Here is a 26,519-nt window from a genome sequence, read left to right on the forward strand (position 1 = left end):
GCCGTCAGGACGGGGTCGGACCGGTCAGCTGGCCTTGTCCCCGGCCGACACGGTGGCCAGCTGCGGCTTCTTCCGGGCCCGCTTCTTCGGCCCCTCGGCCGCCGCGGCGACCGCGTCGGCGTCCAGGATCTCGGCCAGGAACCGGCCGGTGTGGCTCTCCGGCACGGTGGCGACGAACTCCGGCGTCCCCTCGGCGACCACCTGGCCGCCACGGAAACCGCCCTCGGGGCCCATGTCGATGACCCAGTCGGCGCTCTTGATCACGTCGAGGTTGTGCTCGATGACGACGACCGAGTTGCCCTTGTCGACCAGACCCTGGACGACCTGCAGCAGCTTGTTGATGTCCTCGAAGTGCAGGCCGGTGGTCGGCTCGTCGAGCACGTAGATCGTGCGGCCGTTGGACCGCTTCTGCAGCTCGCTGGCCAGCTTGACCCGCTGCGCCTCACCACCGGAGAGGGTGGTGGCCGGCTGGCCGAGCCGGACGTAGCCCAGGCCGACGTCGGTGAGGGTGCGCATGTACCGGGCGATGGCGGGGATCGCGGCGAAGAAGTCCGCGGCCTCCTCGATCGGCATGTTGAGCACCTCGGCGACCGTCTTGCCCTTGTAGTGCACCTCGAGGGTCTCCCGGTTGAACCGGGCGCCCTTGCACACCTCGCAGGGGACGTAGACGTCGGGCAGGAAGTTCATCTCGATCTTCAGCGTGCCGTCGCCGGAGCACGCCTCGCACCGGCCGCCCTTGACGTTGAAGGAGAACCGGCCCGGCTGGTAGCCGCGGACCTTGGCCTCCGACGTGCTGGCGAACAGCTTGCGGACGTGGTCCCAGACCCCGGTGTAGGTGGCCGGGTTGGAGCGCGGCGTGCGCCCGATCGGCGACTGGTCGACACCGACGACCTTGTCCAGCTGGTCCAGCCCGGTGATCGTGCGGTGCCGGCCCGGGACCATCCGCGCGCGGTTCAGCTCGTTGGCCAGGGTCGTGTAGAGGATGTCGTTGACCAGGCTGGACTTGCCCGACCCGGAGACCCCGGTGACCGCGACCAGCATGCCCAGCGGGAACGCCACGTCGATGCCGCGCAGGGTGTTCTCCCGCGCGCCCTTGACCACCAGCTCGCGGCCCGGCGTCCGCTCGCGGCGGATCTTGGGGATGGTGATCTCCCGGCGACCGGACAGGTACTGGCCGGTGATCGACCGCTCGCTGGCGAGCAGGTCCGCGTAGCTGCCGCTGACCACGACCTCGCCACCGTGCTCGCCGGCGCCCGGACCGATGTCGACGATCCAGTCGGCCTGCTTGATGGTGTCCTCGTCGTGCTCCACGACGATGAGCGTGTTGCCCATGTCGCGCAGCCGGACCAGCGTCTCGATCAGCCGGACGTTGTCGCGCTGGTGCAGCCCGATCGACGGCTCGTCGAGCACGTAGAGGACGCCGACCAGCCCGGAGCCGATCTGGGTGGCCAGCCGGATGCGCTGCGCCTCCCCACCGGCCAGCGTGGCGGCCGGGCGGTCCAGGGACAGGTAGTCCAGCCCGACGGAGACGAGGAAGGACAGCCGGGCCTGGATCTCCCGGAGCACCTGGACGGCGATCGCCCGCTCGCGCTCACCGAGCTCGAGGGCGTTGAGCCACTCGGAGGCCTCCCCGATCGACAGCCCGGTGACCTCGGCGATGGAGCGGCCCATCATCTTGACGGCCAGGATCTCCGGCTTGAGCCGGGTGCCGTGACAGACCGGGCAGGGCACGTCGCGCATGTAGCCCTCGTACTTGTCCTTCATGAACTCGCTGTCGGTGTCCTCGTGGCGGCGCTCGAGGAAGGGCAGCACGCCCTCGAAGGCGGCGTAGTAGCTGCGCTCGCGGCCGTAGCGGTTCTTGTACTTCACGTGCACCTGGTCGGGGGACCCGTGCAGCACCGACTTCTGCACCTTCGCGGGGAGCTCCTCCCACGGGGTGTTCATCGAGAAGCCGTTCATGTCGGCGAGCCCGCCGAGCAGCCGCTGGAAGTACTCGTTGCTCATCGAGCCGGCCCACGGCGCGATCGCGCCCTCACCCAGGCTCTTCCCCGGGTCCGGGACGACGAGCTCGGGGTCGACCTCCTTGCGGGTGCCGATGCCGGTGCACTCCGGGCACGCGCCGAAGGGCGAGTTGAAGGAGAAGGAGCGCGGCTCGAGCGCCTCGAAGGACAGGCCGTCGTCGATGCAGGCCAGGTGCTCGGAGAAGGTGCGCTCCCGCTCCGGGTCGCCCTCGGGCAGGTCGACGAAGTCGAGCACGACCAGCCCGCCGGCGAGGCCGAGTGCGGTCTCGACGGAGTCGGTGAGCCGCCGCTTGGCGCTCTCCTTGACCGTGAGCCGGTCGACGATCACCTCGATCGTGTGCTTCTCCTGCTTCTTGAGCTTCGGCGGCTCGGTCAGCGGGTGGATCGTGCCGTCGACGCGGACGCGGGAGAAGCCCTGGGTCTGCAGCGAGCTGAACAGGTCGACGTACTCGCCCTTGCGGGCGCGCACGACCGGGGCCAGCACCTGGAAGCGGGTGCCCTCGGTCATGGCCAGGACCTGGTCGACGATCTGCTGGGGCGTCTGGCGGGAGATCGGCTTGCCGCAGTTGGGGCAGTGCGGCTGCCCGGCGCGGGCGTAGAGCAGGCGGAGGTAGTCGTAGACCTCGGTGATGGTGCCGACGGTCGACCGCGGGTTGCGGTTGGTCGACTTCTGGTCGATCGAGACGGCCGGCGACAGCCCCTCGATGAAGTCGACGTCGGGCTTGTCCATCTGGCCGAGGAACTGGCGGGCGTAGGCCGACAGCGACTCGACGTAGCGGCGCTGGCCCTCGGCGAAGATCGTGTCGAACGCGAGGCTCGACTTGCCTGATCCGGAGAGCCCCGTGAACACGATCATCGCGTCGCGGGGCAGGTCGAGGTGGACGTCCTTGAGGTTGTGCTCACGGGCGCCGCGGACGACGAGCCTGTCCATGTGATCCCTGTCGGTCGCAGTGGTCCGGTGCGGCCCGCCCGCTCGGGGCGGTGGCCGGTGGTGCGTGGTGGCGGTGCGCGGGTGGTCCGTCACCCAGGGGAACGGGCCCCTGGGAGCCGGCCTTCCCGGCGGTCGGTGTCGGCTGGGTCTCCCCCGCCGGCCCGGTCGGCCGGACCGCTCGGCCGGACCCCGCTCGCACGTCGGGTACGGGAGCGGGCCGCCGCCGGGGCAGCAGCCGTGCCGGCTCTCCGCCCAGCCAGGGTAGACGCGTCCGGGGACCGGGCGACCCGGCCGGGAGGACCCGGCGGCGGGCCGGGCACGACCCCGGGCCGGCGGGCGCCACCGGCGGGTGCAGACCACCCGCGGGCGCCGGCACGGGTCACCGGAGGACGGCGCCGGGCAGGGCCGGCGGCTGCACCCGCACCTGCCCCGGAGTCCATGATGGGCAACCTAGCCGGGACCGCCGACAGTTCTCGATCGGAGCAGGATGAGCCAGCAGTACACCGGGGACGTCGAGGTCGGTGGCCCGCCGCAGCGGCGTGAGCTGCCCGGGCTGACCGTGACCAAGCTGGCCGTCAGCGAGATGGCGAACGACGTCTACCTGCTGACCAGCACGGCCACCGGGGAGTCGCTGCTCGTCGACGCCGCGGCCGACCCGGCGGCGCTCCTGGCGCTCATCGGGGACGCCGACGTGCGCACCGTGGTCACCACCCACGGGCACTGGGACCACCACCGGGCCCTCGCCGACGTCGTCCGGGCGACCGGCGCGCAGACCGTCGCCCACCCCGCGGACGCCGGCGACCTGCCGGTGCCGGTGACGCGGCCGGTCGAGCACGGCGACACCGTCGAGGTCGGTGACCAGGTGCTCGAGGTGGTGCACCTGCGCGGGCACACCCCGGGCAGCATCGCCCTGGTCTGGCGGGGCGCCGACGGCGCGGACACGCTCGTGTTCACCGGCGACAGCCTCTTCCCGGGCGGGGTGGGCAACACCCAGGGCGACAGCGCGCGGTTCACCAGCCTGATCGACGACGTGGAGCAGCGGCTGTTCGACGTCCTGCCCGACGACACGTGGGTGCACCCGGGGCACGGGGCGGACACCACGCTCGGCGCCGAGCGGCCGCACCTGGCGGAGTGGCGCGCCCGCGGGTGGTGAGGGTCAGCCGGGCAGCTCGTCGCTGCGCCGCGTCCGTCCGGCGTGCAGCTGGGCCGCGCTGACCACCAGTCCGAAGTGGCTGAAGGCCTGCGGGGTGTTGCCCAGCTGCCGCCCGGTCCCGGGGTCCCACTCCTCCGACAGCAGGCCGACGTCGTTGCGGCAGTCCAGCAGCCGCTCGAACAGCGCCGCGGCCTCCGCCCGCCGTCCGGCGCCGTGCAGGGCGTCGACCAGCCAGAACGAGCAGGCCAGGAAGACGCCCTCGTCACCCGGCAGCCCGTCGCCGGCCGCGGTGGTGCGGTAGCGCAGCACCAGGCCGTCGCGGGTGAGCTCGCGCTGGACGGCGTCGACGGTGGCCACGACGCGCGGGTCGTCGCCGGGCAGGAAGCCCACGCGCGGGACGAGCAGCAGGGCGGCGTCCAGCTCGGTGGAGCCGTAGGACTGGACGAAGTGGCCGTCGACGACCCCCTGGTCGAGCACCTCGGCCCTGATCGTGTCCCGCAGCTGCGCCCAGCGGTCGGCCGGCCCGGGCAGGCCGTGGTCGCGCACGCCGCGGACCATCCGGTCGGCGGCCACCCAGCACATGACCTTGCTGTGCACGAAGTGGCGCCGGTCGCCGCGCATCTCCCACAGGCCGTCGTCCGGCTCCTGCCAGTGGTCCTCCAGGTGCTCCATCAGCGCGGTCTGCAGCTCCCACGCGGCGTCGGTCGTGCCCAGGCCGGCCTCCCGCGCCAGGTGCAGCCCGTCGAGCACCTCACCCCAGACGTCGAGCTGGAGCTGACCGGCGGCCGCGTTGCCGGTGCGCACCGGTCGGGAGCCCTCGTACCCGCGCAGCCACGGCAGCTCGAGCTCCGGCAGCCGGCGGGTGCCGTCCACGGCGTACATGATCTGCAGGTCCGCGGGGTCCCCCGCCACCGCGCGCAGCAGCCAGTCCCGCCACTGCCGGGCCTCCTCGGTGTGGCCGGCGACCAGCAGCGCCTGCAGCGTGTACGTCGAGTCGCGCAGCCAGCTGAACCGGTAGTCCCAGTTCCGCGGACCGCCCGGCTGCTCGGGCAGTGACGTCGTCGCGGCGGCCACGATGCCACCGGTCGGGGCGTAGGTCAGCGCCTTGAGCGTGACCAGCGACCGGGTGACCGCCGCGGCGTGGCGCCCGCCCACGCGTTCACCGGCCCCCACCCAGCGCTCCCAGAAGGCGACCGTCCGGGCCAGCTCCTCCTCGGCGTCCACGGGTGCGGGGGCCGGGCGGTGACCCGGGGCCCAGGTGAGCACGAAGGGGACCCGGTCACCGGCGCGCACGGTGAACTCCGAGACCGTCGACCGGTCCTGTTCCTCGACCGGGGCGGGGGTGTCCAGCCACAGCGCGTCGGGACCGGCCAGGGCCTGCACCCGGCCGTCGTGACGGCGGACCCACGGCACGACCCGGCCGTAGTCGAAGCGGATCCGCAGCTCCCCGCGCATCGGCACCGCACCGGACAGCCCCTCCACGATCCGGACGACGGTGGGGTCACCGCTGCGGGGCGGCATGAGGTCGACGACCCGCACGCGGCCCTCCGGGGTGTCCCACTCGGTCTCCAGCACCAGGGTGTCGCCGCGGTGGCGCCGGGCGCTGCACACCCCACCCGCGGCGGGTGCGAGCAGCCACCGCCCGGCGTCGGGGGTGTCCAGCAGTGCCGCGAAGCACGCCGGGGAGTCGAAGCGCGGGAGGCAGAGCCAGTCGATCGACCCCTCGGTGGTCACCAGGGCGGCGGTGTGCAGGTCACCCAGCAGGGCGTGGTCCTCGATCCGGGGCATGCACCTCTCGTCGGCGCCCGGCACCCGACGGAAACGCCGGGCCGGCTGGAGGTCTCCTGCGGGTCCCCTGGGAGCGGGCGTGCCGGTCCCGGCCCCGGGTAGCGCGGCGGGCAGGCGCAGCTGCGCCCACCGCTCGCGAGGACGAGGAGACCGTTGTGCTGCTGGAGGGCAAGACACTGATCGTGACCGGGGGCAACAGCGGGATCGGCGCGGCGATCGTGCGCGCCGCCGCCGCCGAGGGCGCCAGCATCGTCATCGACTACGTGTCCCACGGGGACGCGACCGAGACGATCATCGCCGAGGTCGAGGCGGCCGGCGGGCGGGCCGTGGGCGTCGAGGCGGACGTGAGCCGGCCCGCCGACCTGCACCGCATGGTGCAGACCGCGGTGGACTCCTTCGGCCGGCTGGACGTGCTGGTCAACAACGCCGGCATCGAGACCCGGACGTCGATCCTGGACACCTCGGAGGACGACTTCCGCAGGGTCATGGACATCAACCTCACCAGCGCCTTCTTCGGCACCCAGTTCGCCGCCAAGCAGTTCATCGCCCAGGGCACCCCGGGGCTGGTGCTGAACATCTCCTCGGTGCACGAGGACTGGCCGATGCCCGGCAACGTCGCCTACTGCGTGAGCAAGGGCGGGCTGCGGATGCTGACCCGGACCGCCGGGGTCGAGCTGGGCGAGCACGGCATCCGGGTGGTGAACATCGCCCCGGGCGCCGTGCGGACCCCGATCAACACCTCGACCGAGCAGGACCCGGCGGCGCTGCGGACGCTGGACGCGGCGATCCCGCTCGGCCGGATGGCCGACCCGGCGGAGATCGCCGACCTGGTCGTCTTCCTCGCCTCGGGGAGGGCCTCGTACATGACCGCGACCACCGTGTTCGTCGACGGCGGGATCATGCAGGGCAGCGTCGGGCTCTGAGCGGCGGCCGGTCCCGGCCGGACCGGGGGCGGGCGGACGCCGGGCGGTTCGCGAACAGTCAACCGGGTAGTGCGCGATCGATGCCGCGGCGGGAGCCGCGGGGTCCAGGTGCCGGGCCACCCCCGCGCCTCCGTCCGAGCTGAGGAGACACCCATGAGCATGTCGAACACCGATGCAGCCACCGGCCAGCGGGACATCAAGACGCAGGGCAGCACCAGCTTCGCCGACCTCGGCAAGGAGATGTGGTCCTACCTCACCGGCAAGGGTGCCGCCATCAACTACGAGTTCGTCGACATGACGGTCGAGGTGCCCCGCGAGACCGGTGCCGACGCCCCCCGCGCCACCTGGCGGCTCAACGGCACGCTGCGCATCACCACCGCCGAGAACGCCTCCCGGGGATGATCCCGGAGGTGGGCCGCCTCGACCTGACGGGCGACCTGACGCTCGAGGTCGACGGCGCACCGGTGCGGATCACCGCACGGGGCGGTGACGTGGACGTCGTCGCCGACGACGTCCGCGGCTTCGTGCTGGGCCTCCGCGCCGCGGCCACCGCCCGGACCGGCACCCGCCCGGGCCGGGCGGACGTCGGCTCCCTGGCCGGGGCGCTCGCCGACGTCGGGCTCACCGCCCGGCTGCGCTCCCCCGCCCAGCACGTCGTCACGATCGGTGCCGGGGTCGACTCCGCGCTGTGCGGGGCACTGCTGGGCACCCGGCTGGCCCGTCCCGACGCGCTCGGCGTCCTGCGGGCCAGTGCCCGGGCGCGCGAGGTCGAGGCAGTGGCCGCAGCGGTGCTCGTGCTGCTCGGCGCCGTGGTGCTCCGGCGCCGCGGACGCTGACCGGCCGGTCCGGCCGCCGGACCTCCCGGCGGCCGGACCGGAGGCAGGTCAGTCCAGCTCGTCCTCGTCGTCGAACAGGGCGATGAGCTCGTCCGCCGTCCCGGGGACGTGCAGCGGCAGGACCGAGATCGTCCAGTCCGGACGCCGGTCGTCGAGTTCCAGCGCGAGCTCGAAGGCCGCAGGGGCCGCCATGGGGCCGAACGACACGCCGTCGTCGTCGTCATCGGCCTCGATCTGCACCAGCCAGGTGTCGGACAGGTCGGCGGCGAGCTCCTCGAACACCGGCTCCGAGTCCTCATCGGGCTCGGGAGCGTCGGACCGGATCGGGTAGATGAGCGCCATGCCTGCACGTTAGGGCCTCGGCCGGTGATCCGACGACCGCGGCCCCGGGTCAGTACGCCGCGTCGAGGTACAGCAGGGCGTAGGCGGCCAGCCAGTGCTCCACCATGTAGTCGCTGCCACTGACGTGCGGCAGCGCGGCCGCGGCGTGCTCGGCGGCGGAGGCCAGCAGCGGCTCCCGGTGCTGCGGCAGCGCGTCGGCCAGCCGCCGCAGGCACCATGCCCGGCTCAGGTTCAGCCCGTGCAGGTGCGCGGTCTGCCCGTCGGAGGCGTCGCCCACCACCACCGGGGTCAGCGCCACGCCGTCCGGCAGGAAGCCCGCCAGCCACGGGCCGGCGTCCGGGAGCACCGCCGTCATCAGCACGGCCTCGACCAGCGCCGGGGACAGGAAGTCCGACCCCGAGGGCTCCCAGCGCAGCGGGGCCCCGGTGTCGGGGCCGAACCACCGGCGGGCGGCGTCGGTGAACAGCCCGTCGACGCCGGCCCGGCGGGCGGCCGGCAGCGCCATCAGCAGCCCGAAGGCACCGTTGGGGTGCAGCCCGTACCGCACCGGGAAGGTCACGGCCGGCAGCCAGCGGGCGTAGGCGGTGAGGAGGTGGTCGGCCAGCGGCTGCAGCACCGCGCTCCAGCGTCGCGCGTCCTCGTCGCCCTCGGCGGCCCAGGAGGCGAGCTCCTCGTGCAGCGTCAGCGCCCAGGCCCAGCCGTAGGGCCGCTCCCAGCCCGGTGACGACGCGGCGAAGGCGACCTCGGCCGCGATCGCCGCCGGCGTCCAGTGCTCGTCGAACAGGGCACGGATGTCCGCAGCGGGGACCTGCGCCGGGGCGACCCGCAGCAGCCGCGCCAGCACCCAGTGCATCTCCACGGCGGAGTGCCAGTCGTAGCTGCCGTAGAACGCCGGGTGCCGGTCACGCGGCCGGTGCGGCGCGTCGCCGGGACGGGCGTAGTCGACGCGCAGCGCGTTGGGGAACTCCTCCCGCACCGTCCGCAGCGCGGTGGCCGCCAGCTCCGGCGCCGCGGCGAGCAGCTCGGGCGTCGTCACGGCAGCCGGGTCGCCTGGACGGTGAGCGGCTCGGCCGCCGGTGACGACCCGGCCGACGACCCGGACGGGACGGACGACGACCGCCCGGCCGGCAGCTCGGCCACCGCGGAGGTGTTCTGTGTCGTCGGCAGCCAGCGGCCCCACCAGCGCAGCACGTGCTCCAGCCGCGCCCGGCGGTGCCCCGGCGTCCCCGAGCGGGACAGCTCGTGCCCCTCCCCCGGGAACAGCAGCAGCTCGGTGGGCACCCCGCGCCGCTTGAGCTCCACGAAGAGCCGGGTCCCCTGCTCCAGCGGGCAGCGCCAGTCCTCCTCGGAGTGGATGACCAGCGTCGGGGTCGTGATCCGGTGGGCGCCGGCCATCGGCGACTGGGCCGCGACCCGCTCGGGGTCGGTGCCCACGTACTCGTCGGGGAAGAAGAACCCGATGTCGGAGGAGCCGACGAAGCTCACCGGGTCGTTGAACCCGCGCTCGCTGATGCCGGCGACGAAGCGGTCGGTCCGGCCCAGCAGCAGCGTGGTCATGAAGCCGCCGTAGGAGCCGCCCATGATGCCCACCCGCGAGGCGTCCAGCGCCGGGTCCTGCAGGGCGGCGTCCAGGAAGGCGAGCACGTCGTCGGCGTCCAGCTCGCCCATGTGCTCCTTGATCACCCGGCCGTGCGCCTGGCCGTAGCCCGAGGAGCCGCGCGGGTTGCACTTGACCACCGCGTACCCGGCCTCGACGTAGGCCTGCGTCTCGTCGAACAGCGTCCAGCCGTACTGGGCGAACGGGCCGCCGTGCACGGTGAGCAGCACCGGGTGTGGGCCGGGACCGGGCGGGGTGGTGACCCAGCCGTGCACCGGGTACCCGTCGGGCGCGGTCGCCGTGGTCTCCCGCAGCCGGTGCAGCCGGCCGGTGGCCTGCAGCGGCGCACCGAAGCCGGTGATCAGCCGGCGCCGGCCCGGGGTGATGGCGATGAGCTCGCCGGCCGAGCGGTCGTGGGCCACGGTGGCGACGACGACGCCGCCGCCCACCCCGATGCCGCGCACCGTGTACGGGCCGTCGACCAGCGGCTCCGCCGGGCCGCCGTCCAGCGGCACGCGCAGCAGCTCGACCGCGCCGCGCCGCTGGACACCGAAGAACACCGCCCCGTCGGCCACCACGGTCGCCGGGGTCTCGTCGCCGCGGTCGTGCTGCTCCGGGTCCAGCAGCGGCACGACCGGGCCACCGGCGGCGTCCACCCGCACCAGCGTCGAGTTGCGGCCGACGAAGTCCCGGCCCAGCGGCCCGAGGTCGGGGACAGCCGTCGCGTAGATCGTGCGGCCGGTGGGGTCGTACGCCGGGTGGGACACCGCCGCGCGGGAGTCGGTGACCCGGCGCAGCCCCGTGCCGTCGGGCCGGACGGCGTACACGTCGCTGACGCGGTCGGAGTCCGCGCCCTCGTGCCGGGCGGAGACGAACGCCAGCTCGCTGCCGTCCGGGCGCCAGGTGACGTCGGAGTCGTCGAACTCGCCGTCGGTCACCTGGAACGGCACGGGCCGCTCGACGGCGTCCTCGGCGGTGTCGGCCGGCAGGTCGACGACGAACACGTGCGGACGCCGGTCGGTGGTGAAGCCCACCCCGTCGGCGCGGTACTTGAGCGTGGTGATCAGCCGCGGCGCCTCCGCGGCCGGGGCCACACCGGGGTCGGTGCCGTAGCGGCCGGCCTCCGGGACCCGGGCCACATAGGCGATCCGGCGGGAGTCCGGCGACCACACCGGCACGCCCGCACCCAGGTGGTGGTCGGTCAGGGACCGGGCCGCTCCCCCGCCGGTGGCCAGCACGTGCAGCTGCGCCGGGCCCTCGGGGCCGGCCGACAGGTAGGCCAGCCAGCGTCCGTCGGGTGAGAAGGCCGGGGCGGAGTCGCGGTGGCCGTGGGTGAGCGGCCGGGCCGGTGCGGAGCCGTCGGTGGGCACGGTCCAGAGCTGGCTGCGGTACTCGTCGGCCTCCAGGTCCAGCCGGCTGACGGCGACGACGGCCGTCGTCCCGTCCGGGGACACCGCCGCGACGCCGGGGGTGCGCAGCAGGGACAGGTCGGTGGGCCGCATGACGGCACGCTAACCCAGCTGCAGCGGGCGTCCCGAGCCCGAGTGACGCTGACGGGTGACGTCCTAGGCTCCCGGCATGACCCGACGCGTGTTCTCCGGTGGCCAGGTCCTCGACGGCACGGGCGCCCCGGCGGCCCCCGCGGACGTCGCCGTGCAGGACGGCCGGATCGTGGAGGTGGGCGTCGGCCTGGACGGCGACGAGGTCGTCGACTGCACCGGGGCGACCGTGCTGCCGGGCCTGTTCGACTGCCACGTGCACGTGATGATGAGCGGCGTCGACCTGATGCGGACGCTGCAGACGCCGTTCAGCTACGGCTTCTACGAGGCGCTGCACAACCTGCGCCGCACCCTCGCGCTGGGCATCACCTCGGTGCGCGACGCCGGCGGTGCCGACCTGGGCGTCGCGGAGGCCGTGCGCAGGGGCCTGATCAGCGGCCCGCGGATGCAGATCGCGATCAGCATGCTGTCCCAGACCGGCGGGCACGGCGACGGCTGGCACGTCTGCGGCGCCGAGCTGCCGCTGATGGGCCCGCACCCGGGGCGGCCGCGCACGATCGTCGACGGGCCCGACGAGATGCGCCGCACCGTCCGCGAGCTGCTGCGGGCCGGCGCCGACGTGATCAAGGTGGCCACCAGCGGCGGCGTGCTCTCCGCCCGGGACGACCCGCGGCACCCGCACTTCCGCCCGGAGGAGCTGGACGTGCTGGTCGAGGAGGCGAACGCCGCGCACGTCGCCGTCATGGCGCACGCGCAGGGCGCCGAGGGCATCAAGTCCGCCGTGCGGGCCGGCATCCGCTCCATCGAGCACGGCATCTACCTCGACGACGAGGCCATCGACCTGATGCTGGCCCACGGCACCTGGCTGGTGCCCACGCTGGCCGCCCCGCGCGCGGTGCTCGCCGCGGTGGCCGGCGGCGCCCAGCTGCCGACCGCGGTGGTGGACAAGGCCCGCGCCGTGCAGGCGGTGCACGACGAGTCGGTGACCCGGGCCATCGCGGCCGGCGTGAAGGTGGCCATGGGCACCGACAGCGGGGTCGGGCCGCACGGGGACAACCTGGTCGAGCTGGGCCTGATGGCCGACTGCGGGTTCACCCCGGAGCAGGCCTGGCACGCCACCACGCTGTCGGCGGCCGAGCTGCTGGGCGTGGCCGGCGAGCTGGGCAGCCTGGAGCCCGGCAAGCGCGCCGACGTCGTCGTCCTGGACGGCGACGCCACCGACCTGTCGGGTCTGGCCGGGCGGGTGCGGGAGGTCTGGCGGGACGGCGAGCTGGTGGCCGTCGGCGGTGCGACCGTCGAGCGCGGGGTCGTGCCCCCGCGCTGACGGTCGCACCGGGGCTCAGTCCCCGCTGACGACGCCGGTGCCGCTGCCGCCCTCGGGGTCCTCCGCCTGGCTGGGCTCCTCGCCCTTGGCCAGAAAGCGCGCGTAGAAGAAGGCCGCGGCGATGCCACCGACGAGCGGCCCGAGCACGTAGGCCCAGACGCCGTCGAACTGGCCGGAGACGAGCATCGGGCCGAGCGCCCGGGCCGGGTTCACCGCGCCGCCGGACAGCGGACCGGCGACGAGGACGCAGACGGCCAGGGTGAAGCCCACCGACAGCCCGGCCACCGACTGCTGCACCCGCGGATCGGTGGCCACCGAGACGATGGTCAGCACGAGGAAGAACGTGACGATCGCCTCGATGGCGAGAACGGTGACCTGGCTGGTGTCGGCCGCCGGCAGGGTGGCCGCGAGGGACGCCTCGTCCCGCGCCGCGTCCCCGAACGTCGCCCACACGGTGAGGCTGGCCAGGACAGCACCGACGACCTGCGCCACGAGGTAGGCCGGGACGTAGGACCACGGGAACTTGCCGGTGACGGCGAGTCCGAGGGTGACCGCGGGGTTGAAGTGCGCGCCGGAGACGTGCCCCAGCGCGTTGACCAGGGCCACCAGGGCCAGGCCGAAGGCCAGGGCGACGGTCAGCGTGTCCGCCGGCCCGCCGGCGACCGGCCGGCCCAGGACCGCGGTGACCGCGACCGAGGTGCCGGCCAGCACCAGGAAGTAGGTGCCGATCAGCTCGGCGAGGGCGACCCTGGGGATGTTCTGGGTGGTGCTGCTGCCATACAGGCCGGCCATGACTCGCTGTGCTCACCTTCAGTGACGGGAGGACCCGCCATGTCGGCGGGCCGCGTCAGTCTCGGTGATCACCCAGCGGCTCGCGCGGCGAGACCGGGGCCGGGCCGCTGTTCGGCGCGGTGCGGCCGGTGCTGTCGGTGTCGACCTCGGGTGCGCCGGCCGGGGTCTCGTCGGCGTCGGCGGTCTCCCCGCGGGTCTTGAGCAGGCTGGCCACCGTGGCGACGACGAGCACCCCGAGGATCACGGTGAGTGACAACCAGGTCGGGATCGTGGGCACGCTCTCCAGCGGCTCGCGGTGGCCGGCGAAGGGGTACTGGTTCTCGTGCAGCGCCTCGAGGATCAGCTTGACGCCGATGAAGGCGAGGATGACCGCCAGGCCGAGGGACAGGTAGACCAGCCGCTTGAGCAGGCCACCGAGCAGGAAGTACAGCTGGCGCAGGCCCATCAGCGCGAAGATGTTCGCGGTGAACACGATGAACGGCTCGCGGGTGAGGCCGAAGATGGCCGGGATGCTGTCCAGGGCGAAGAGCAGGTCGGTGGTGCCGAGCGCCAGGAACACCACGATCATCGGCGTCCAGAGCTTCTTGCCGTTCTCGCTGACCCGGATCTTGTTCTCGCGGAAACCGGAGGTCATCGGCAGCACCTTGCGGATGCGCCGGATGAAGCCGTTCTCCTCGTAGTCCTCGTCCTCGTCGCGGTTCCGGACCAGGTTGATCGCGGTGTAGACGAGGAAGGCGCCGAAGAGGAAGAACACCCAGATGAAGCGCTCGATCACCGCGGCGCCGGCCAGGATGAACAGGCCGCGCAGCACCAGCGCGATGATGATCCCGACCATCAGGACCTCTTGCTGCAGCTTCCTGGGCACCTGGAAGCGGGCCATGATGATCACGAAGACGAAGAGGTTGTCGACCGAGAGCGAGTACTCGGTCAGCCAGCCCGCGTAGAACTCGGTCGCGAACGTGCCGTTCGTGACGGCGAGCACGATCAGCCCGAACAGCAGTGCCAGCGTCACGTAGAAGACGACCCAGCCGGTCGCCTCCTTCGCGGAGGGCTCGTGCGGGCGACGGACGACGAGGGCGAGGTCGGCCAGCAGCAGGACGGTCAGCCCTACGAACGTCGCGATCTCGAACCAGACGGGGAGCTCCACGGGAGGCGACTGTACGGGGCGCACCGCGGGTGCAGAGGCCAACGAGTCGCAGTCCCGGTGGCGGTTGCACGACGGGCCGGGGACGACGTCGGTCGTCCCCGGCCCGGGGTGGTGCTGTGCCCGCCGTGTGGGCGGGCTGTGCGGTCAGTCCCTCGGGAGGGGCGCCGCCGGTCGGCCGGACTCGACCGGCTCCGGCGTCGCGTCGGACACCGGGTGCTGCCCGGCAGCAGCGGTGCGCGCGGCCTTGGCGGCACGCACCTTCTTGTCGTGCCGGAGGCTGGTGACCGTGGTGACCAGCAGGGTCACCAGGATGACCGCCAGCGACAGCCAGGTCGGGATCTCCGGGACCGCGGTGACGTGCTCACCGCCGTTGATCCAGGACAGCTCGTTGGTGTGCAGGGCGTGGATGACGAGCTTGGCGCCGATGAAGCCCAGGATCACGGCCAGGCCGTAGGCCAGGTAGACCAGCCGGTCGAGCAGGCCGTCGATGAGGAAGAACAGCTGCCGCAGGCCCAGCAGGGAGAAGGCGTTGGCGGCGAAGACCAGGTAGGTCTCCTGGGTCAGGCCGAAGATCGCCGGGATGGAGTCGACGGCGAAGATGACGTCGGCGGTGCCGATGGCGATCAGCGCGATGGCCAGCGGGGTGATGTACCGCTTGCCCTGCAGCTTGACCGTCATCCGGTCCTCGTGGTGCTCCTCGGTGGTGGGCACCAGCTTGCGGACCAGCCGGATGACGCCGTTCTCCTTGAACTCCTCCTGCTCCTCGGAGTGGCCGCCACTGCGGGCCTGCACCCAGGCGGTGTAGATGAGGATCGCGCCGAACAGGTAGAAGACCCAGCTGAAGTTCTCGATGGCCGCGGCGCCCACGAGGATGAAGATCGTGCGCAGGACCAGCGCGAAGGTGATGCCGAAGAGCAGCACCTTCTGCTGGGCGATCCGCGGGACGCCGAAGCTGGCCATGATCAGCACGAAGACGAAGAGGTTGTCGACCGACAGGCTCTTCTCGGTGATGTAGCCGGCGAAGTACTCACCGCCGTACTGGCCCCCGGCGAAGACGAGCACGCCGAGGCCGAACAGGACGGCGATGCCGACGTAGACCGCCGACCAGATGGCCGACTCGCGGAGCGTGGGGGCGTGCGGGGTGCGCACGTGGCCGACGAAGTCGAACACCAGCATCCCGACGATGCCGGCGATCGTGATCGCCCAGACCCAGAAGGGGACGTCCATACGGTGTACCTCCGGTAGACAAGCGTGTGTCAGTACCGGAGGTCTCTCCCGCCGACCGTCCTCGGTCGACCAGCAGCGCCGGAGGTCATCGGACCTCGTGTTGACGACGTTGCCGCGTAGGGATACTCCCCTCCACGAACCACCCGGGCGCAGGTCATCGACGCCGTACCCAGCCGGTTCACAGCGCCCAACGGGCGGGACGTCCGGAGAGTTCCCGGCCGGTCGGCGGAATCTGGGCCCACTCGTCGACGGACGTCAGCCCGATGTCCCCTGACGCTCCCGACCGGTGTCGAAGTAGGCGTCCAGGTACGGGTCGGTGTCCCTGGGGTCCACCCTGATCAACGAGAACACCTCGGCTCCGTGGCCCGGGACGTCCGACAGCGTGTAGGCCTGAGCAAGGTCGGTCGAGCGGGCGGGTGGGAACAGGGCGGCGTACTCCGCCGCCTCCTCCAGGGCGAGGGCGATGGCGGCTTCGAAGGAATCCGCACGCCACATGGTCACGCGCTCCTCGTACAGCCGTCCCTCCTCCACACCCCCGAGGTCGATCACGCAGCGCACCCCGTACCAGCCGGGCTCCTCGACGGTGGTCATGCGCTCAGGATCGCCGAAGCCCCGGTGTCGGTCGAGGGCGCGGAACCGGTTGCCGGCTGCACGGCAGCACCCGGCGACGCCCCACCATCCGTGCCGGATGGTGGGGACGTCACCTCAGGCGTGCGCGGCGTCGAACTGGCGCAGCTCCCGCTTGAGCTCGTTGAGCTCGTCGCGCAGGCGGGCCGCGACCTCGAACTGCAGCTCCCGCGCGGCGGCGAGCATCTGCTCGTTCATGTTCGTGATCATGTCGGCCAGCTCGTTGCGCGGCAGGCCCTGGACGTCGATCGACCCGGCCTTGGCGCGGCTCTTCGACGACAGCCCGGGAACCGGCGACTTGCCCCGCGACTGCTGCCGGCCCGAGCCACCCAGCAGCTCGGTGGTGCCCTCGGTGTCCTCCGCGGCCTGGTAGATGCCGTCGAGGATGTCGACGATCTTCTTGCGCAGCGGCGTGGGGTCGATCCCGTGCTCGAGGTTGTAGGCGACCTGCCGCTCACGGCGCCGGGTCGTCTCGTCGATGGCCTGGGCCATGGACGGGGTGATCTTGTCGGCGTACATGTGCACCTCGCCGGAGACGTTGCGTGCCGCCCGCCCGATGGTCTGGATCAGCGAGGTCGCCGAGCGGAGGAAGCCCTCCTTGTCCGCGTCGAGGATCGCCACCAGCGAGACCTCGGGCAGGTCGAGCCCCTCGCGCAGCAGGTTGATCCCGACCAGCACGTCGTACTCGCCCTGCCGCAGCTCCCGCAGCAGCTCCACCCGGCGCAGGGTGTCGACCTCGGAGTGCAGGTACCGCACCTTGATCCCGAGCTCGAGCAGGTAGTCGGTGAGGTCCTCGGACATCTTCTTGGTCAGCGTGGTGACCAGGATCCGCTCGTCCTTCTCGGTGCGGACCCGGATCTCGTGCACCAGGTCGTCGATCTGGCCCTTGGTGGGCTTGACGACCACCTGCGGGTCGACCAGGCCGGTCGGGCGGATGACCTGCTCGACGACGTCGCCCTGGACCTTGCCCAGCTCGTAGTGCCCGGGCGTCGCGGACAGGTAGACGCTCTGGTGGATCCGGTCGGTGAACTCCTCCCACTTCAGCGGGCGGTTGTCCATCGCGGAGGGCAGCCGGAAGCCGTGCTCGACCAGCGTGCGCTTGCGGCTCATGTCGCCCTCGTACATGCCGCCGATCTGCGGCACCGTCACGTGCGACTCGTCGATGACGAGCAGGAAGTCGTCGGGGAAGTAGTCGATCAGGCAGGCGCCGGCCGAACCGGGGGCGCGGCCGTCGATGTGCCGGGAGTAGTTCTCGATGCCCGAGCAGAACCCGACCTGGCGCATCATCTCGATGTCGTAGGTGGTGCGCATGCGCAGCCGCTGGGACTCCAGCAGCTTGCCCTGCTTGTCCAGCTCGGCCAGCCGCTGCTCCAGCTCGGCCTCGATGTTGCCGATCGCCCGCTCCATGCGCTCCGGGCCCGCGACGTAGTGCGTGGCCGGGAACACGAACAGCTCGTCGACCTCGCGCACGACCTCACCGGTGAGCGGGTGCAGGTAGTACAGCCGCTCGATCTCGTCGCCGAACATCTCGATCCGGCAGGCGAGCTCCTCGTACACGGGGAAGATCTCGATCGTGTCGCCCCGCACCCGGAACGTGCCGCGGGTGAAGGCGAGGTCGTTGCGGGTGTACTGCTCGGTGACCAGGGTGCGCAGCAGCTCCTCCTGGGACCGCTGCTCCCCCACCTTGACCTTGAGCGCGCGCTCGACGTACTCCTGCGGCGTGCCCAGGCCGTAGATGCAAGAGACCGTCGAGACCACGATGACGTCGCGGCGGGTGAGCAGGCTGTTGGTCGCCGAGTGCCGCAGCCGCTCCACCTCCTCGTTCACCGAGGAGTCCTTCTCGATGTAGGTGTCCGTCTGCGGGACGTAGGCCTCGGGCTGGTAGTAGTCGTAGTAGGAGACGAAGTACTCGACGGCGGCGTCGGGCAGCAGCTCCTTGAACTCGTTGGCCAGCTGCGCGGCGAGGGTCTTGTTCGGCGCCATCACCAGGGTGGGCCGCTGCACCTGCTCGATCAGCCAGGCCGTGGTGGCCGACTTGCCCGTACCGGTCGCGCCCAGCAGCACGGTGTCGGTCTCCCCGGCGTTCACCCGCTCCGCGAGGGCCTTGATCGCGGTGGGCTGGTCGCCCGAGGGCTGGAACTCGCTGACGACGCGGAACCGGCCCTTCGTGGGCCGGAGCTCGGTTGATGCGGTCACGGCGTCGACGGTACGACGACCCTCCGACACAACGCCCGCCGTCGCGCACGCGCGCTCCTGCTGCGCCTGGGACGGGTGGTGTGCCGCCCGCGCGCGACACGGCCGCGCCGACTTGTCCCCCCGGCACCCGGCCCCCTACCGTGCTCCCCGCAGGACGAACAGACGGTGCCCACCAGCGCCACCCGTACGCGGGCGAGGTCGGTGGCACCGACGTCCTCGGCACTGCGTGCGACGCCCTCCGTGACCCCGTCACGGAGGGCGTCGTCGTGTCCGGGCCCGGCCGCCCGGCGCCCGTCGGCCGCCGTCATGTCGTTGATCACCCCAGGTGTGCGGAGGGCCCCGGGCGGGCATGCGCTGCGCGACCCCACCGGACCGCGACCGCGCGGTCCCCGGCCCCGATCACCGGGGCCACCCAGCGCAGGAGGAAACACAGCCCATGACCACCCAGGTGTGGCCCGGTTCCGCTTACCCCCTCGGTGCCACGTACGACGGCACCGGCACCAACTTCGCGATCTTCAGCGAGGTGGCCGAGAAGGTCGAGCTGTGCCTGTTCGACGAGCAGGGCAACGAGGAGCGCGTCCGCCTCCCCGAGATGGACGCCTACGTCTGGCACGCCTTCCTCCCCGGCATCCAGCCCGGCCAGCGCTACGGCTTCCGCGTGCACGGGCCGAACGACCCCGCGCAGGGCCACCGCTGCAACCCGAACAAGCTGCTGCTGGACCCCTACGCCAAGGCCATCGACGGCCAGATCGACTGGGACGAGTCGGTCTTCGGCTACCGCTTCGAGGACGGCTCGCCGAACGACGACGACTCCGCGGCGCACATGCCGAAGTCCGTCGTGGTCAACCCATTCTTCGACTGGGGCGTCGACCGTCCCCCGCGCACCCCGTACAACAAGACGGTCATCTACGAGGCCCACGTCAAGGGCCTGACCATGACCCACCCCCGGGTGCCCGAGGACCTCCGCGGCACCTACGCCGGCGTCGCGCACCCGGCGGTCATCGAGCACCTCACCGACCTGGGCATCACCGCCATCGAGCTCATGCCGGTGCACCAGTTCGTGCAGGACGACACCTTGCTGCAGAAGGGCCTGCGCAACTACTGGGGCTACAACACGATCGGCTTCTTCGCCCCGCACGACGAGTACGCGCAGAACACCGACGGCCAGCAGGTGCAGGAGTTCAAGGGCATGGTCCGCGCCCTGCACGAGGCGGGCATCGAGGTCATCCTCGACGTGGTCTACAACCACACCGCCGAGGGCAACCACATGGGCCCGACGCTGTCCTTCCGCGGCATCGACAACGCGGCGTACTACCGCCTGGTCGAGGACGACAAGCAGTACTACATGGACACCACCGGCACCGGGAACTCGCTGAACGTCGCGACCCCGCAGTCGCTGCAGCTGATCATGGACTCGCTGCGCTACTGGGTCACCGAGATGCACGTCGACGGCTTCCGCTTCGACCTCGCCTCCTCCCTGGCCCGCCAGTTCCACGAGGTCGACCGCCTGTCGGCGTTCTTCGACCTGGTCCACCAGGACCCGATCGTCAGCCAGGTCAAGCTCATCGCCGAGCCCTGGGACATCGGTGACGGCGGCTACCAGGTCGGCAACTTCCCCGCGCTGTGGACGGAGTGGAACGGCAAGTACCGCGACACCGTCCGCGACTTCTGGCGGGGCGAGGACGCCACGATCGGCGAGTTCGCCGCGCGCATCTCCGGCTCGGCCGACCTCTACCAGGGCTCGGGCCGCCGCCCCGTGGCGAGCATCAACTTCGTCACCGCCCACGACGGCTTCACCCTCAACGACCTCGTGTCCTACAACGAGAAGCACAACGAGGCCAACGGCGAGGACAACAACGACGGCGAGAGCCACAACCGCAGCTGGAACGGTGGCGTCGAGGGCGAGACCGACGACCCGGAGATCCTCGCGCTGCGGGCGCAGCAGCGGCGCAACTTCATCGCCACGCTGATGCTGAGCCAGGGCGTGCCGATGCTGCTGCACGGTGACGAGCTGGGCCGCACCCAGGGCGGCAACAACAACGGCTACTGCCAGGACGACGAGATCACCTGGATCGACTGGGAGAACATCGACGAGGGCCTCCTCGAGTTCACCAAGCTGGTCACCAAGCTGCGCACCGACCACCCGACGTTCCGCCGCCGGCGGTTCTTCCACGGTCGCCCGGTGCGCCGCGAGGAGGGCGACCCCGTCCAGGACATCGCCTGGCTGACCCCGGCCGGTGAGCTGATGAGCGACGAGGACTGGGACGCCGGCTACGCGAAGTCGATGGCCATGTACCTCAACGGCCACGGCATCCGCGAGACCGACGAGCGCGGCGAGGACCTGGTCGACGACTGCTTCGTGCTGGCCTTCAACGCCCACCACGAGCCGATCGAGTTCACCATGCCCAGCGACGACTACGCCGCCGGCTGGACCGTCGTGGCCGACACCGCGGAGCTGGAGGAGGTCGAGCCGGTGACCGTCAAGGCCGGCGAGACCCTCACCGTCGCCGCCCGCGCCACCGTCGTCCTGCAGGCCCAGGCGTGACCGGGCCGGCCACCGACGCGAACCGGCGGCGTTCGGTGCCCGCGGGCACCTACCGGCTGCAGGTGACCGCCGACTTCACCCTCGACGACGCCGCGGCGGTGGCCGGCTACCTGGCCGACCTGGGCGTCACCCACGCGTACTCCTCGCCGCTGCTGCGTTCGGCGGCGGGGAGCACGCACGGGTACGACACCACCGACCACGCGCACATCGACGAGCCGCGCGGCGGGCAGGCCGGCTTCGACCGGTTCGTCGCGCAGCTCCACGAGCACGGCCTCGGTCTGGTGCTGGACCTCGTCCCCAACCACATGGGCGTGGCCGACGCGCACGAGTCCGGCTGGTGGTGGGACGTGCTGCAGCACGGCCGCGACAGCGCGCACGCCGACGCCTTCGACATCGACTGGGACTTCGGGGGCGGGAAGATCCGCATCCCGACCCTGGGCAGTGCCGACGACGTCTCCGCGCTGGAGGTGGTCGACGGGGAGCTGCGGTACTACGACAACCGCTTCCCCATCGCCCCGGGCACCGAGCACGGCACCCCGCAGGAGGTGCACGGCCGGCAGCACTACGAGCTGGTCGACTGGCGCCGCGCGGACGACCAGCTCAACTACCGCCGGTTCTTCGCCATCAACACCCTCGCCGGCCTGCGGGTGGAGGACCCGGAGGTCTTCCGGGCCACCCACGCGCTGATCGTGCAGCTGGTGGAGAACGGCTCGGTCGACGCACTGCGGATCGACCACCCCGACGGCCTGGCCGACCCCAAGGGCTACCTGGACCGCCTCGCCGACGCCACCGGCGACCGGTGGACCGTCGTGGAGAAGATCCTGGAGCCGGGCGAGGAGATGCCCGACTCCTGGAAGACCGCCGGGACGACGGGCTACGACGCGCTGTCCGAGGTCGACGAGGTGCTGGTGGACCCGGCCGGCGAGGCGGCGTTCACCGCCCTGGACAGCGAGCTGGCCGGGCACCCGGTCGACTACGCCCAGCTGGTCCACGACTGCAAGCGCGAGGTCACCGACGGCATGCTCGGCTCGGAGGTGGCCCGGCTGCAGCGCATCGTCGGCGACCTGACCGGTGTGCCGGCCGACCAGGTGACCGAGGGCCTGGCCGAGCTGCTGGCCAGCTTCCCGGTCTACCGCAGCTACCTGCCCGACGGCCGCCCGTACCTGGACGAGACGGTGGCGGCGGTCAAGGCCCGCCGGCCGGAGCTCGCCGCCGCCGTCGACGCCCTGCACCCGCTGCTGGGCAGCGCCGGCACCGAGCTGGCCACCCGGTTCGAGCAGACCTCGGGCCCGGTCATGGCCAAGGGCGTGGAGGACAGCGCCTACTACCGGTGGGCGCGGTTCGTCATGCTCAACGAGGTCGGCGGTGACCCGGCCGAGTTCGGGACGACGGTCGCCACCTTCCACGAGGCGCAGCAGCGCCGCGCGGAGCGCCGCCCGGCGTCGATGACCACGCTGTCGACGCACGACACCAAGCGCAGCGAGGACGTGCGCAGCCGCCTGGCCGTGCTGGCCGAGCTGCCCGAGGAGTGGGCGCAGCTGGTGCGGGGCCTCATCGCCCGGCACCCGCTGGCCGACGCCTCACTGGCGCACCTGGTGTGGCAGAACCTCATCGGTGCGTGGCCGCTGTCGAGGGAGCGGGCGCACGCCTACGTGGAGAAGGCGGCCCGTGAGGCCGGCACCTCGACCACCTGGACCAACCCGGTGCAGGAGTTCGAGGACCAGCTGCACGCGCTGGTCGACGCCGCCTTCGACGACGCCACCACGAACGCCGAGATCACCGCGTTCGTGCAGCGGATCGCACCGCTGGGGTACAGCAACTCGCTGTCCCAGAAGCTGCTGCAGCTGACCATCGCCGGGGTGCCCGACGTCTACCAGGGCACCGAGCTGTGGGACTTCTCCCTGGTCGACCCGGACAACCGCCGTCCGGTCGACTACGACCAGCGCCGCGAGCTGCTCGCCCGGCTGGACGGCGGCTGGGTGCCCGAGGTCGACGAGACCGGTGCGGCCAAGCTGCTGGTGGTCTCCCGCGCCCTGCGGCACCGCCGTGACCACCCGGAGGCCTTCGCCGGGTACGCCCCGGTGACGGCCAGCGGCACGGCGGCCGACCACGTGGTGGCCTTCGACCGCGGTGGCGTCGTCACCGTCGCCACCCGGCTGCCGGCCCACCTGGCGGAGACCGGCTGGGGCGACACGACCCTGCCGCTGCCCACGGGCGCGTGGCGGGACCTGCTGACCGGCGCCCGGGTCGTCTCCGACGCCTCCGGGGTGCAGCTGTCCGAGCTGCTGTCCGCCCTCCCTGTGGCGCTGCTCGTCCGCGACTGACGCACGGTCCTGCGGTCCCTCCGGGCACAGGGCGTCACCGGCCCCCTCGACCACCCGGTCGAGGGGGCCGGTGTGCGTCCTGACGTCCCCCTGGTGGCGGCACCACCGGTCGTGGACGGTCGGGCACCCACCCCCGACCGGTGGTGCGGACCCCGGTGTCAACCCGTGTTCCCACCGGTGTGTCGACAGGTCGACCTGTCGACAGTGCGTAACGAAATGGTCTCGGAGGGCGTTGGACGGTGCGCATGTCGTCACATTTCCGCCGCGACGCGCCGTCGATCCGCGACACGCCGCTCGCCAGTTGGCAGTTGTCCACCTACCGTCGTCCTCGCGTTCGGGCCTTCCTGGCCGAGCGCGGCACCGGACCGCTCAGCCCCGTCCGCCGGTGACCTCAACCAGACCCTTCCGGACGGGGGCGGGGGACCCACATCCGACGCGCCGCCCATCCAGCGCCGCGCGTCTACGGGGTGAAGCCGCAGATCTGCGGCCGGGCACCGATCGCCCGAACCCGACAGCTCACCTCGCAGGCGGTGATCGGAGGAACACGCATGTCCAAGCACTCTCAGCCCCGTCACGCCCTCGCTCGTCGCGTCCTGCGCGGCGGTGTGGTCACCGTCGGGGCCGCCGCTGTCGGCCTCGGTGCCACCGTCGGCATCGGGACGGCGACGGCATCCGCCGCCGAGCACGACTGGAGCGGCGTCGCTGCCTGCGAGTCCGGCGGCAACTGGAGCATCAACACCGGCAACGGCTACTACGGCGGCCTGCAGTTCAACCAGGGCACCTGGGCCGCCTACGGCGGCACCGCCTACGCCCCGCGCGCCGACCAGGCCTCCGCCGGTGAGCAGATCGCCGTGGCCGAGAAGGTCCTCGCCGGCCAGGGTGTCGGCGCATGGCCGACCTGCGGCAAGCGCCTGACCGGCGGCAGCACCGCCGTCCCGGCCGAGCAGAAGGCCGCCCCGGCTCCGAAGGCCGCCCCCCAGGCCGCCGCCCCGGCTCCGAAGGCCGCCGCTCCCAAGGCCGCCCCGGCGCCGAAGGCCGCTGCCCCCAAGGCCGCCCCGGCGCCGAAGGCCGCTGCTCCCAAGGCTGCCGCCAAGGCTGCCGCCGCGCGGGAGACCACGGCCGCCACCCGCTCCACCCGTCAGGCGCCGGCCGCGACCGCAGCCGGCAACTACACGGTGAAGCCGGGCGACACCCTGAACAAGATCGCGGCCGCCAACGGCACCAGCTGGCAGTCGCTGTACGCCAAGAACCGCGGCATCGTCAGCAACCCGAACCTGATCTTCGTCGGTCAGCTGCTCGCCGTCTGATCCACCCCGGGGCTCGCCCCGGACCCGCACGGCACGAACGGCCGGGCACCCCAGCGTGGGGGTGCCCGGCCGTTCGCCGTCCCGGGGCGGGTGACGGGTGCGACGGTTCGCCAGCCGCCTGGGCGGGCATGATCGATCCGCTCTCCCACTCCCCCCGCACCACCGCCCGGAGGTCCTCCATGCCCCAGCCCGTCGAGTTCTCCGTCTGGGCTCCGCTCCCCGAGCGGGTCCGCCTCTCCCTCGACGGGCAGGTGCACGACATGCAGCGGGACGACGCCGGCTGGTGGCGCGTGACCGCACCGGCCGAGCCCGAGTCCGACTACGGCTTCCTGCTCGACGACACCGAGCCCGCGCGCCCCGACCCGCGCTCCCGCCGGCAGCCCGACGGCGTGCACGGGCTGTCCCGCCGCTTCGACCCCGCCGCGTACAGCTGGGGCGACGGCGCCTGGACCGGGCGCCCGCTCGCCGGCGGCGTCGTCTACGAGCTGCACGTGGGCACCTTCACCCGCGAGGGCACCTTCGACGCCGTGATCCGCAACCTCGACCACCTGGTCGACCTCGGTGTCGACTTCGTCGAGCTGCTGCCGGTCAACGGCTTCAACGGCACGCACAACTGGGGCTACGACGGCGTCGCCTGGTACGCGGTCCAGGAGAGCTACGGCGGTCCGGCCGGCTACCAGCGCCTCGTCGACGCCTGCCACCAGCGCGGCATCGGCGTCATCCAGGACGTCGTCTACAACCACCTCGGGCCCTCGGGCAACTACCTGCCCGAGTTCTTCCCGATCTTCGCCGAGGGCGGGGCGAACAGCTGGGGCAACTCGATCAACCTGGCCGGCCCCGACTCCGACGAGGTGCGCCGCTACATCATCGACAACGCCCTGATGTGGCTGCGGGACATGCACGTCGACGGGCTGCGGCTCGACGCCGTGCACGCCCTCGTCGACGAGCGGGCCACCCACGTGCTCGAGGAGATGGCCACCGAGGTGGAGAAGCTCTCCGTCGCCGAGGGCCGCCCGCTGACGCTGATCGCCGAGAGCGACCTCAACGACCCGGGCATGGTCACGCCGCGCGTCGCCGGCGGCAAGGGCCTGGACGCGCAGTGGAGCGACGACTTCCACCACTCGCTGCACACCCAGCTGACCGGCGAGGCGCAGGGCTACTACGCCGATTTCGCCGCCGGCGGTCTGGGCGGGCTGGCCAAGGTGCTCACCGGTGCCTACTTCCACGCCGGCGACTGGTCCAGCTTCCGTCGCCGCCACCACGGCCGCCCGGTCGACACCAAGGCGCTGCCGGGCTGGAAGTTCGTGGGCTACCTGCAGGACCACGACCAGATCGGCAACCGCGCGGTCGGGGACCGGATCTCCGCGACCCTCTCCCCCGGCCTGCTCGGTGTCGGCGCGACGCTGGTGCTCACCAGCCCGTTCACGCCGATGATCTTCATGGGCGAGGAGTGGGGCGCCTCGACGCCGTGGCAGTTCTTCACCAGCCACCCCGAGCCCGAGCTGGGCAAGGCCACCGCCGAGGGCCGGATCGGTGAGTTCGCCGAGCACGGCTGGGACGCCGACGTCGTCCCCGACCCGCAGGACCCGGAGACCTTCACCCGGTCCAAGCTGGACTGGGCCGAGGTCGCCGAGGAGCCGCACGCGCACGTGCTCGCGGTGCACAAGGCGCTGATCGCGCTGCGCCGGGCGCACCCGGACCTGGTCGACCCCGACCTGGACGCCGTGGCGGTCAGCTGGGACGACGCCGACCGCTGGCTGGTGGTGCGCCGCGGGTCGCTGCGGGTGGTGGCCAACCTCTCCGGCCAGCCGCGCGAGATCGACCTGGACGTCGACGCCGACGAGGTGCTGTTCGCCAGTGGCGAGATGCCGACCCTCGACGGCGGCGTGGTGACCATGCCGGCGGAGAGCGCCGCGGTGCTGTCCACCCGCCGCTGACCC

19 protein-coding genes and 1 riboswitch are annotated in these 26,519 nt (G+C 72.4%); of the genes, 9 read left to right on the forward strand and 10 right to left on the reverse strand.

The annotated features are described in order from the left end of the window. Nucleotides 1-24 precede the first annotated feature (24 nt). Nucleotides 25-2,952: an excinuclease ABC subunit UvrA gene (uvrA, locus tag KUM42_RS02710; RefSeq protein WP_237494787.1), complete on the reverse strand. Its 2,928-nt coding sequence runs from the start codon at nt 2,950-2,952 to the stop codon at nt 25-27. 487 nt (nt 2,953-3,439) lie between these two features. Between uvrA and KUM42_RS02715 the strand changes: the two genes are divergently transcribed. Continuing rightward, the gene (locus KUM42_RS02715; RefSeq protein ID WP_237494788.1) at nt 3,440-4,105 is read left to right on the forward strand and encodes an MBL fold metallo-hydrolase; all 666 of its coding nucleotides are present in this window, start codon (nt 3,440-3,442) and stop codon (nt 4,103-4,105) included. Nucleotides 4,106-4,108: 3 nt separating this feature from the next. On the opposite strand, the gene KUM42_RS02720 is transcribed toward KUM42_RS02715, so the two are convergent. After that, the gene (locus tag KUM42_RS02720) at nt 4,109-5,893 is read right to left on the reverse strand and encodes a glycoside hydrolase family 15 protein (protein ID WP_237494789.1); all 1,785 of its coding nucleotides are present in this window, start codon (nt 5,891-5,893) and stop codon (nt 4,109-4,111) included. Nucleotides 5,894-6,048: 155 nt separating this feature from the next. Between KUM42_RS02720 and KUM42_RS02725 the strand changes: the two genes are divergently transcribed. From KUM42_RS02725 to KUM42_RS02735, 3 genes are all read left to right on the forward strand, one after another. After that, on the forward strand, nt 6,049-6,816 hold the full coding sequence (locus tag KUM42_RS02725) for a glucose 1-dehydrogenase (RefSeq protein WP_237494790.1): 768 nt from the start codon (nt 6,049-6,051) through the stop codon (nt 6,814-6,816). 153 nt (nt 6,817-6,969) lie between these two features. Further along, nucleotides 6,970-7,218 (forward strand): hypothetical protein, encoded by a 249-nt coding sequence (locus KUM42_RS02730; RefSeq protein WP_237494791.1) that lies wholly within the window; start codon nt 6,970-6,972, stop codon nt 7,216-7,218. A gap of 8 nt (nt 7,219-7,226) precedes the next feature. Next, nucleotides 7,227-7,652, forward strand: a complete 426-nt coding sequence (locus KUM42_RS02735; RefSeq protein WP_237494792.1) for a hypothetical protein — start codon at nt 7,227-7,229, stop codon at nt 7,650-7,652. 48 nt (nt 7,653-7,700) lie between these two features. Here KUM42_RS02735 and KUM42_RS02740 read toward each other — a convergent pair whose 3' ends face one another. From KUM42_RS02740 to KUM42_RS02750, 3 genes are read right to left on the reverse strand one after another with little or no spacing between them, the layout of a single operon-like run. Further along, nucleotides 7,701-7,994 (reverse strand): hypothetical protein, encoded by a 294-nt coding sequence (locus KUM42_RS02740; RefSeq protein ID WP_237494793.1) that lies wholly within the window; start codon nt 7,992-7,994, stop codon nt 7,701-7,703. 49 nt (nt 7,995-8,043) lie between these two features. Then, entirely contained in the window at nt 8,044-9,030 is a 987-nt protein-coding gene (locus KUM42_RS02745) for a DUF2891 family protein (RefSeq protein WP_237494794.1), read from the reverse strand. After that, a complete protein-coding gene (locus KUM42_RS02750; RefSeq protein WP_237494795.1) occupies nt 9,027-11,093 on the reverse strand; it encodes a S9 family peptidase in 2,067 nt (688 codons plus the stop codon). The genes KUM42_RS02745 and KUM42_RS02750 overlap by 4 nt, the downstream gene beginning before the upstream one ends. 76 nt (nt 11,094-11,169) lie before the next feature. On the opposite strand from KUM42_RS02750, the gene KUM42_RS02755 reads away from it, so the two are divergent. Further along, on the forward strand, nt 11,170-12,414 hold the full coding sequence (locus KUM42_RS02755) for an amidohydrolase family protein (protein ID WP_237494796.1): 1,245 nt from the start codon (nt 11,170-11,172) through the stop codon (nt 12,412-12,414). Between the two features lie 15 nt (nt 12,415-12,429). Here the strand turns inward: KUM42_RS02755 and KUM42_RS02760 are convergent, their stop codons facing one another. The 5 genes from KUM42_RS02760 to uvrB form a co-directional block, all read right to left on the reverse strand. Next, nucleotides 12,430-13,206 carry an MIP/aquaporin family protein gene (locus tag KUM42_RS02760; protein WP_237494797.1) on the reverse strand — a complete coding sequence of 259 codons (777 nt, stop codon included), beginning with the start codon at nt 13,204-13,206 and terminating at the stop codon, nt 12,430-12,432. A 55-nt stretch (nt 13,207-13,261) separates the two neighbouring features. After that, nucleotides 13,262-14,353 carry a TerC family protein gene (locus KUM42_RS02765; RefSeq protein WP_237494798.1) on the reverse strand — a complete coding sequence of 364 codons (1,092 nt, stop codon included), beginning with the start codon at nt 14,351-14,353 and terminating at the stop codon, nt 13,262-13,264. Nucleotides 14,354-14,497: 144 nt separating this feature from the next. Continuing rightward, the gene (locus tag KUM42_RS02770) at nt 14,498-15,580 is read right to left on the reverse strand and encodes a TerC family protein (RefSeq protein WP_237494799.1); all 1,083 of its coding nucleotides are present in this window, start codon (nt 15,578-15,580) and stop codon (nt 14,498-14,500) included. A 255-nt stretch (nt 15,581-15,835) separates the two neighbouring features. Further along, a complete protein-coding gene (locus KUM42_RS02775; RefSeq protein ID WP_237494800.1) occupies nt 15,836-16,171 on the reverse strand; it encodes a hypothetical protein in 336 nt (111 codons plus the stop codon). A gap of 114 nt (nt 16,172-16,285) precedes the next feature. Then, nucleotides 16,286-18,403 (reverse strand): excinuclease ABC subunit UvrB, encoded by a 2,118-nt coding sequence (gene uvrB, locus KUM42_RS02780; RefSeq protein WP_237494801.1) that lies wholly within the window; start codon nt 18,401-18,403, stop codon nt 16,286-16,288. Nucleotides 18,404-18,839: 436 nt separating this feature from the next. Here uvrB and glgX point away from each other — a divergent pair, with 436 nt between their 5' ends. From glgX to treZ, 4 genes are all read left to right on the forward strand, one after another. Further along, nucleotides 18,840-20,948 (forward strand): glycogen debranching protein GlgX, encoded by a 2,109-nt coding sequence (glgX, locus tag KUM42_RS02785; protein WP_237494802.1) that lies wholly within the window; start codon nt 18,840-18,842, stop codon nt 20,946-20,948. After that, nucleotides 20,945-23,272 (forward strand): malto-oligosyltrehalose synthase, encoded by a 2,328-nt coding sequence (gene treY / locus KUM42_RS02790; protein ID WP_237494803.1) that lies wholly within the window; start codon nt 20,945-20,947, stop codon nt 23,270-23,272. The genes glgX and treY overlap by 4 nt, the downstream gene beginning before the upstream one ends. A gap of 383 nt (nt 23,273-23,655) precedes the next feature. Beyond that, nucleotides 23,656-23,817, forward strand: a riboswitch (cyclic di-AMP (ydaO/yuaA leader). A 3-nt stretch (nt 23,818-23,820) separates the two neighbouring features. After that, nucleotides 23,821-24,579, forward strand: a complete 759-nt coding sequence (locus KUM42_RS20225; protein ID WP_304610738.1) for a transglycosylase family protein — start codon at nt 23,821-23,823, stop codon at nt 24,577-24,579. 179 nt (nt 24,580-24,758) lie between these two features. Beyond that, complete coding sequence (gene treZ, locus KUM42_RS02805; RefSeq protein ID WP_237494804.1) at nt 24,759-26,516, forward strand: malto-oligosyltrehalose trehalohydrolase; 1,758 nt, start codon at nt 24,759-24,761, stop codon at nt 26,514-26,516. Nucleotides 26,517-26,519: the final 3 nt, after the last annotated feature.

It is taken from the genome of Modestobacter sp. L9-4 (assembly GCF_019112525.1).
GTDB lineage: Bacteria > Actinomycetota > Actinomycetes > Mycobacteriales > Geodermatophilaceae > Modestobacter.

Excerpts from the sequence above, each read along its gene's own strand:
- uvrA (WP_237494787.1), bottom strand. The coding sequence starts at position 2,952 with ATGGACAGGCTCGTCGTCCGCGGCGCCCGTGAGCACAACCTCAAGGAC.
- KUM42_RS20225 (WP_304610738.1), top strand. The coding sequence starts at position 23,821 with ATGTCCAAGCACTCTCAGCCCCGTCACGCCCTCGCTCGTCGCGTCCTG.
- KUM42_RS02730 (WP_237494791.1), top strand. The coding sequence starts at position 6,970 with ATGAGCATGTCGAACACCGATGCAGCCACCGGCCAGCGGGACATCAAG.
- KUM42_RS02775 (WP_237494800.1), bottom strand. The coding sequence starts at position 16,171 with ATGACCACCGTCGAGGAGCCCGGCTGGTACGGGGTGCGCTGCGTGATC.
- KUM42_RS02750 (WP_237494795.1), bottom strand. The coding sequence starts at position 11,093 with ATGCGGCCCACCGACCTGTCCCTGCTGCGCACCCCCGGCGTCGCGGCG.
- KUM42_RS02720 (WP_237494789.1), bottom strand. The coding sequence starts at position 5,893 with ATGCCCCGGATCGAGGACCACGCCCTGCTGGGTGACCTGCACACCGCC.
- KUM42_RS02770 (WP_237494799.1), bottom strand. The coding sequence starts at position 15,580 with ATGGACGTCCCCTTCTGGGTCTGGGCGATCACGATCGCCGGCATCGTC.
- KUM42_RS02740 (WP_237494793.1), bottom strand. The coding sequence starts at position 7,994 with ATGGCGCTCATCTACCCGATCCGGTCCGACGCTCCCGAGCCCGATGAG.
- glgX (WP_237494802.1), top strand. The coding sequence starts at position 18,840 with ATGACCACCCAGGTGTGGCCCGGTTCCGCTTACCCCCTCGGTGCCACG.
- KUM42_RS02715 (WP_237494788.1), top strand. The coding sequence starts at position 3,440 with ATGAGCCAGCAGTACACCGGGGACGTCGAGGTCGGTGGCCCGCCGCAG.
- treZ (WP_237494804.1), top strand. The coding sequence starts at position 24,759 with ATGCCCCAGCCCGTCGAGTTCTCCGTCTGGGCTCCGCTCCCCGAGCGG.
- KUM42_RS02760 (WP_237494797.1), bottom strand. The coding sequence starts at position 13,206 with ATGGCCGGCCTGTATGGCAGCAGCACCACCCAGAACATCCCCAGGGTC.
- KUM42_RS02755 (WP_237494796.1), top strand. The coding sequence starts at position 11,170 with ATGACCCGACGCGTGTTCTCCGGTGGCCAGGTCCTCGACGGCACGGGC.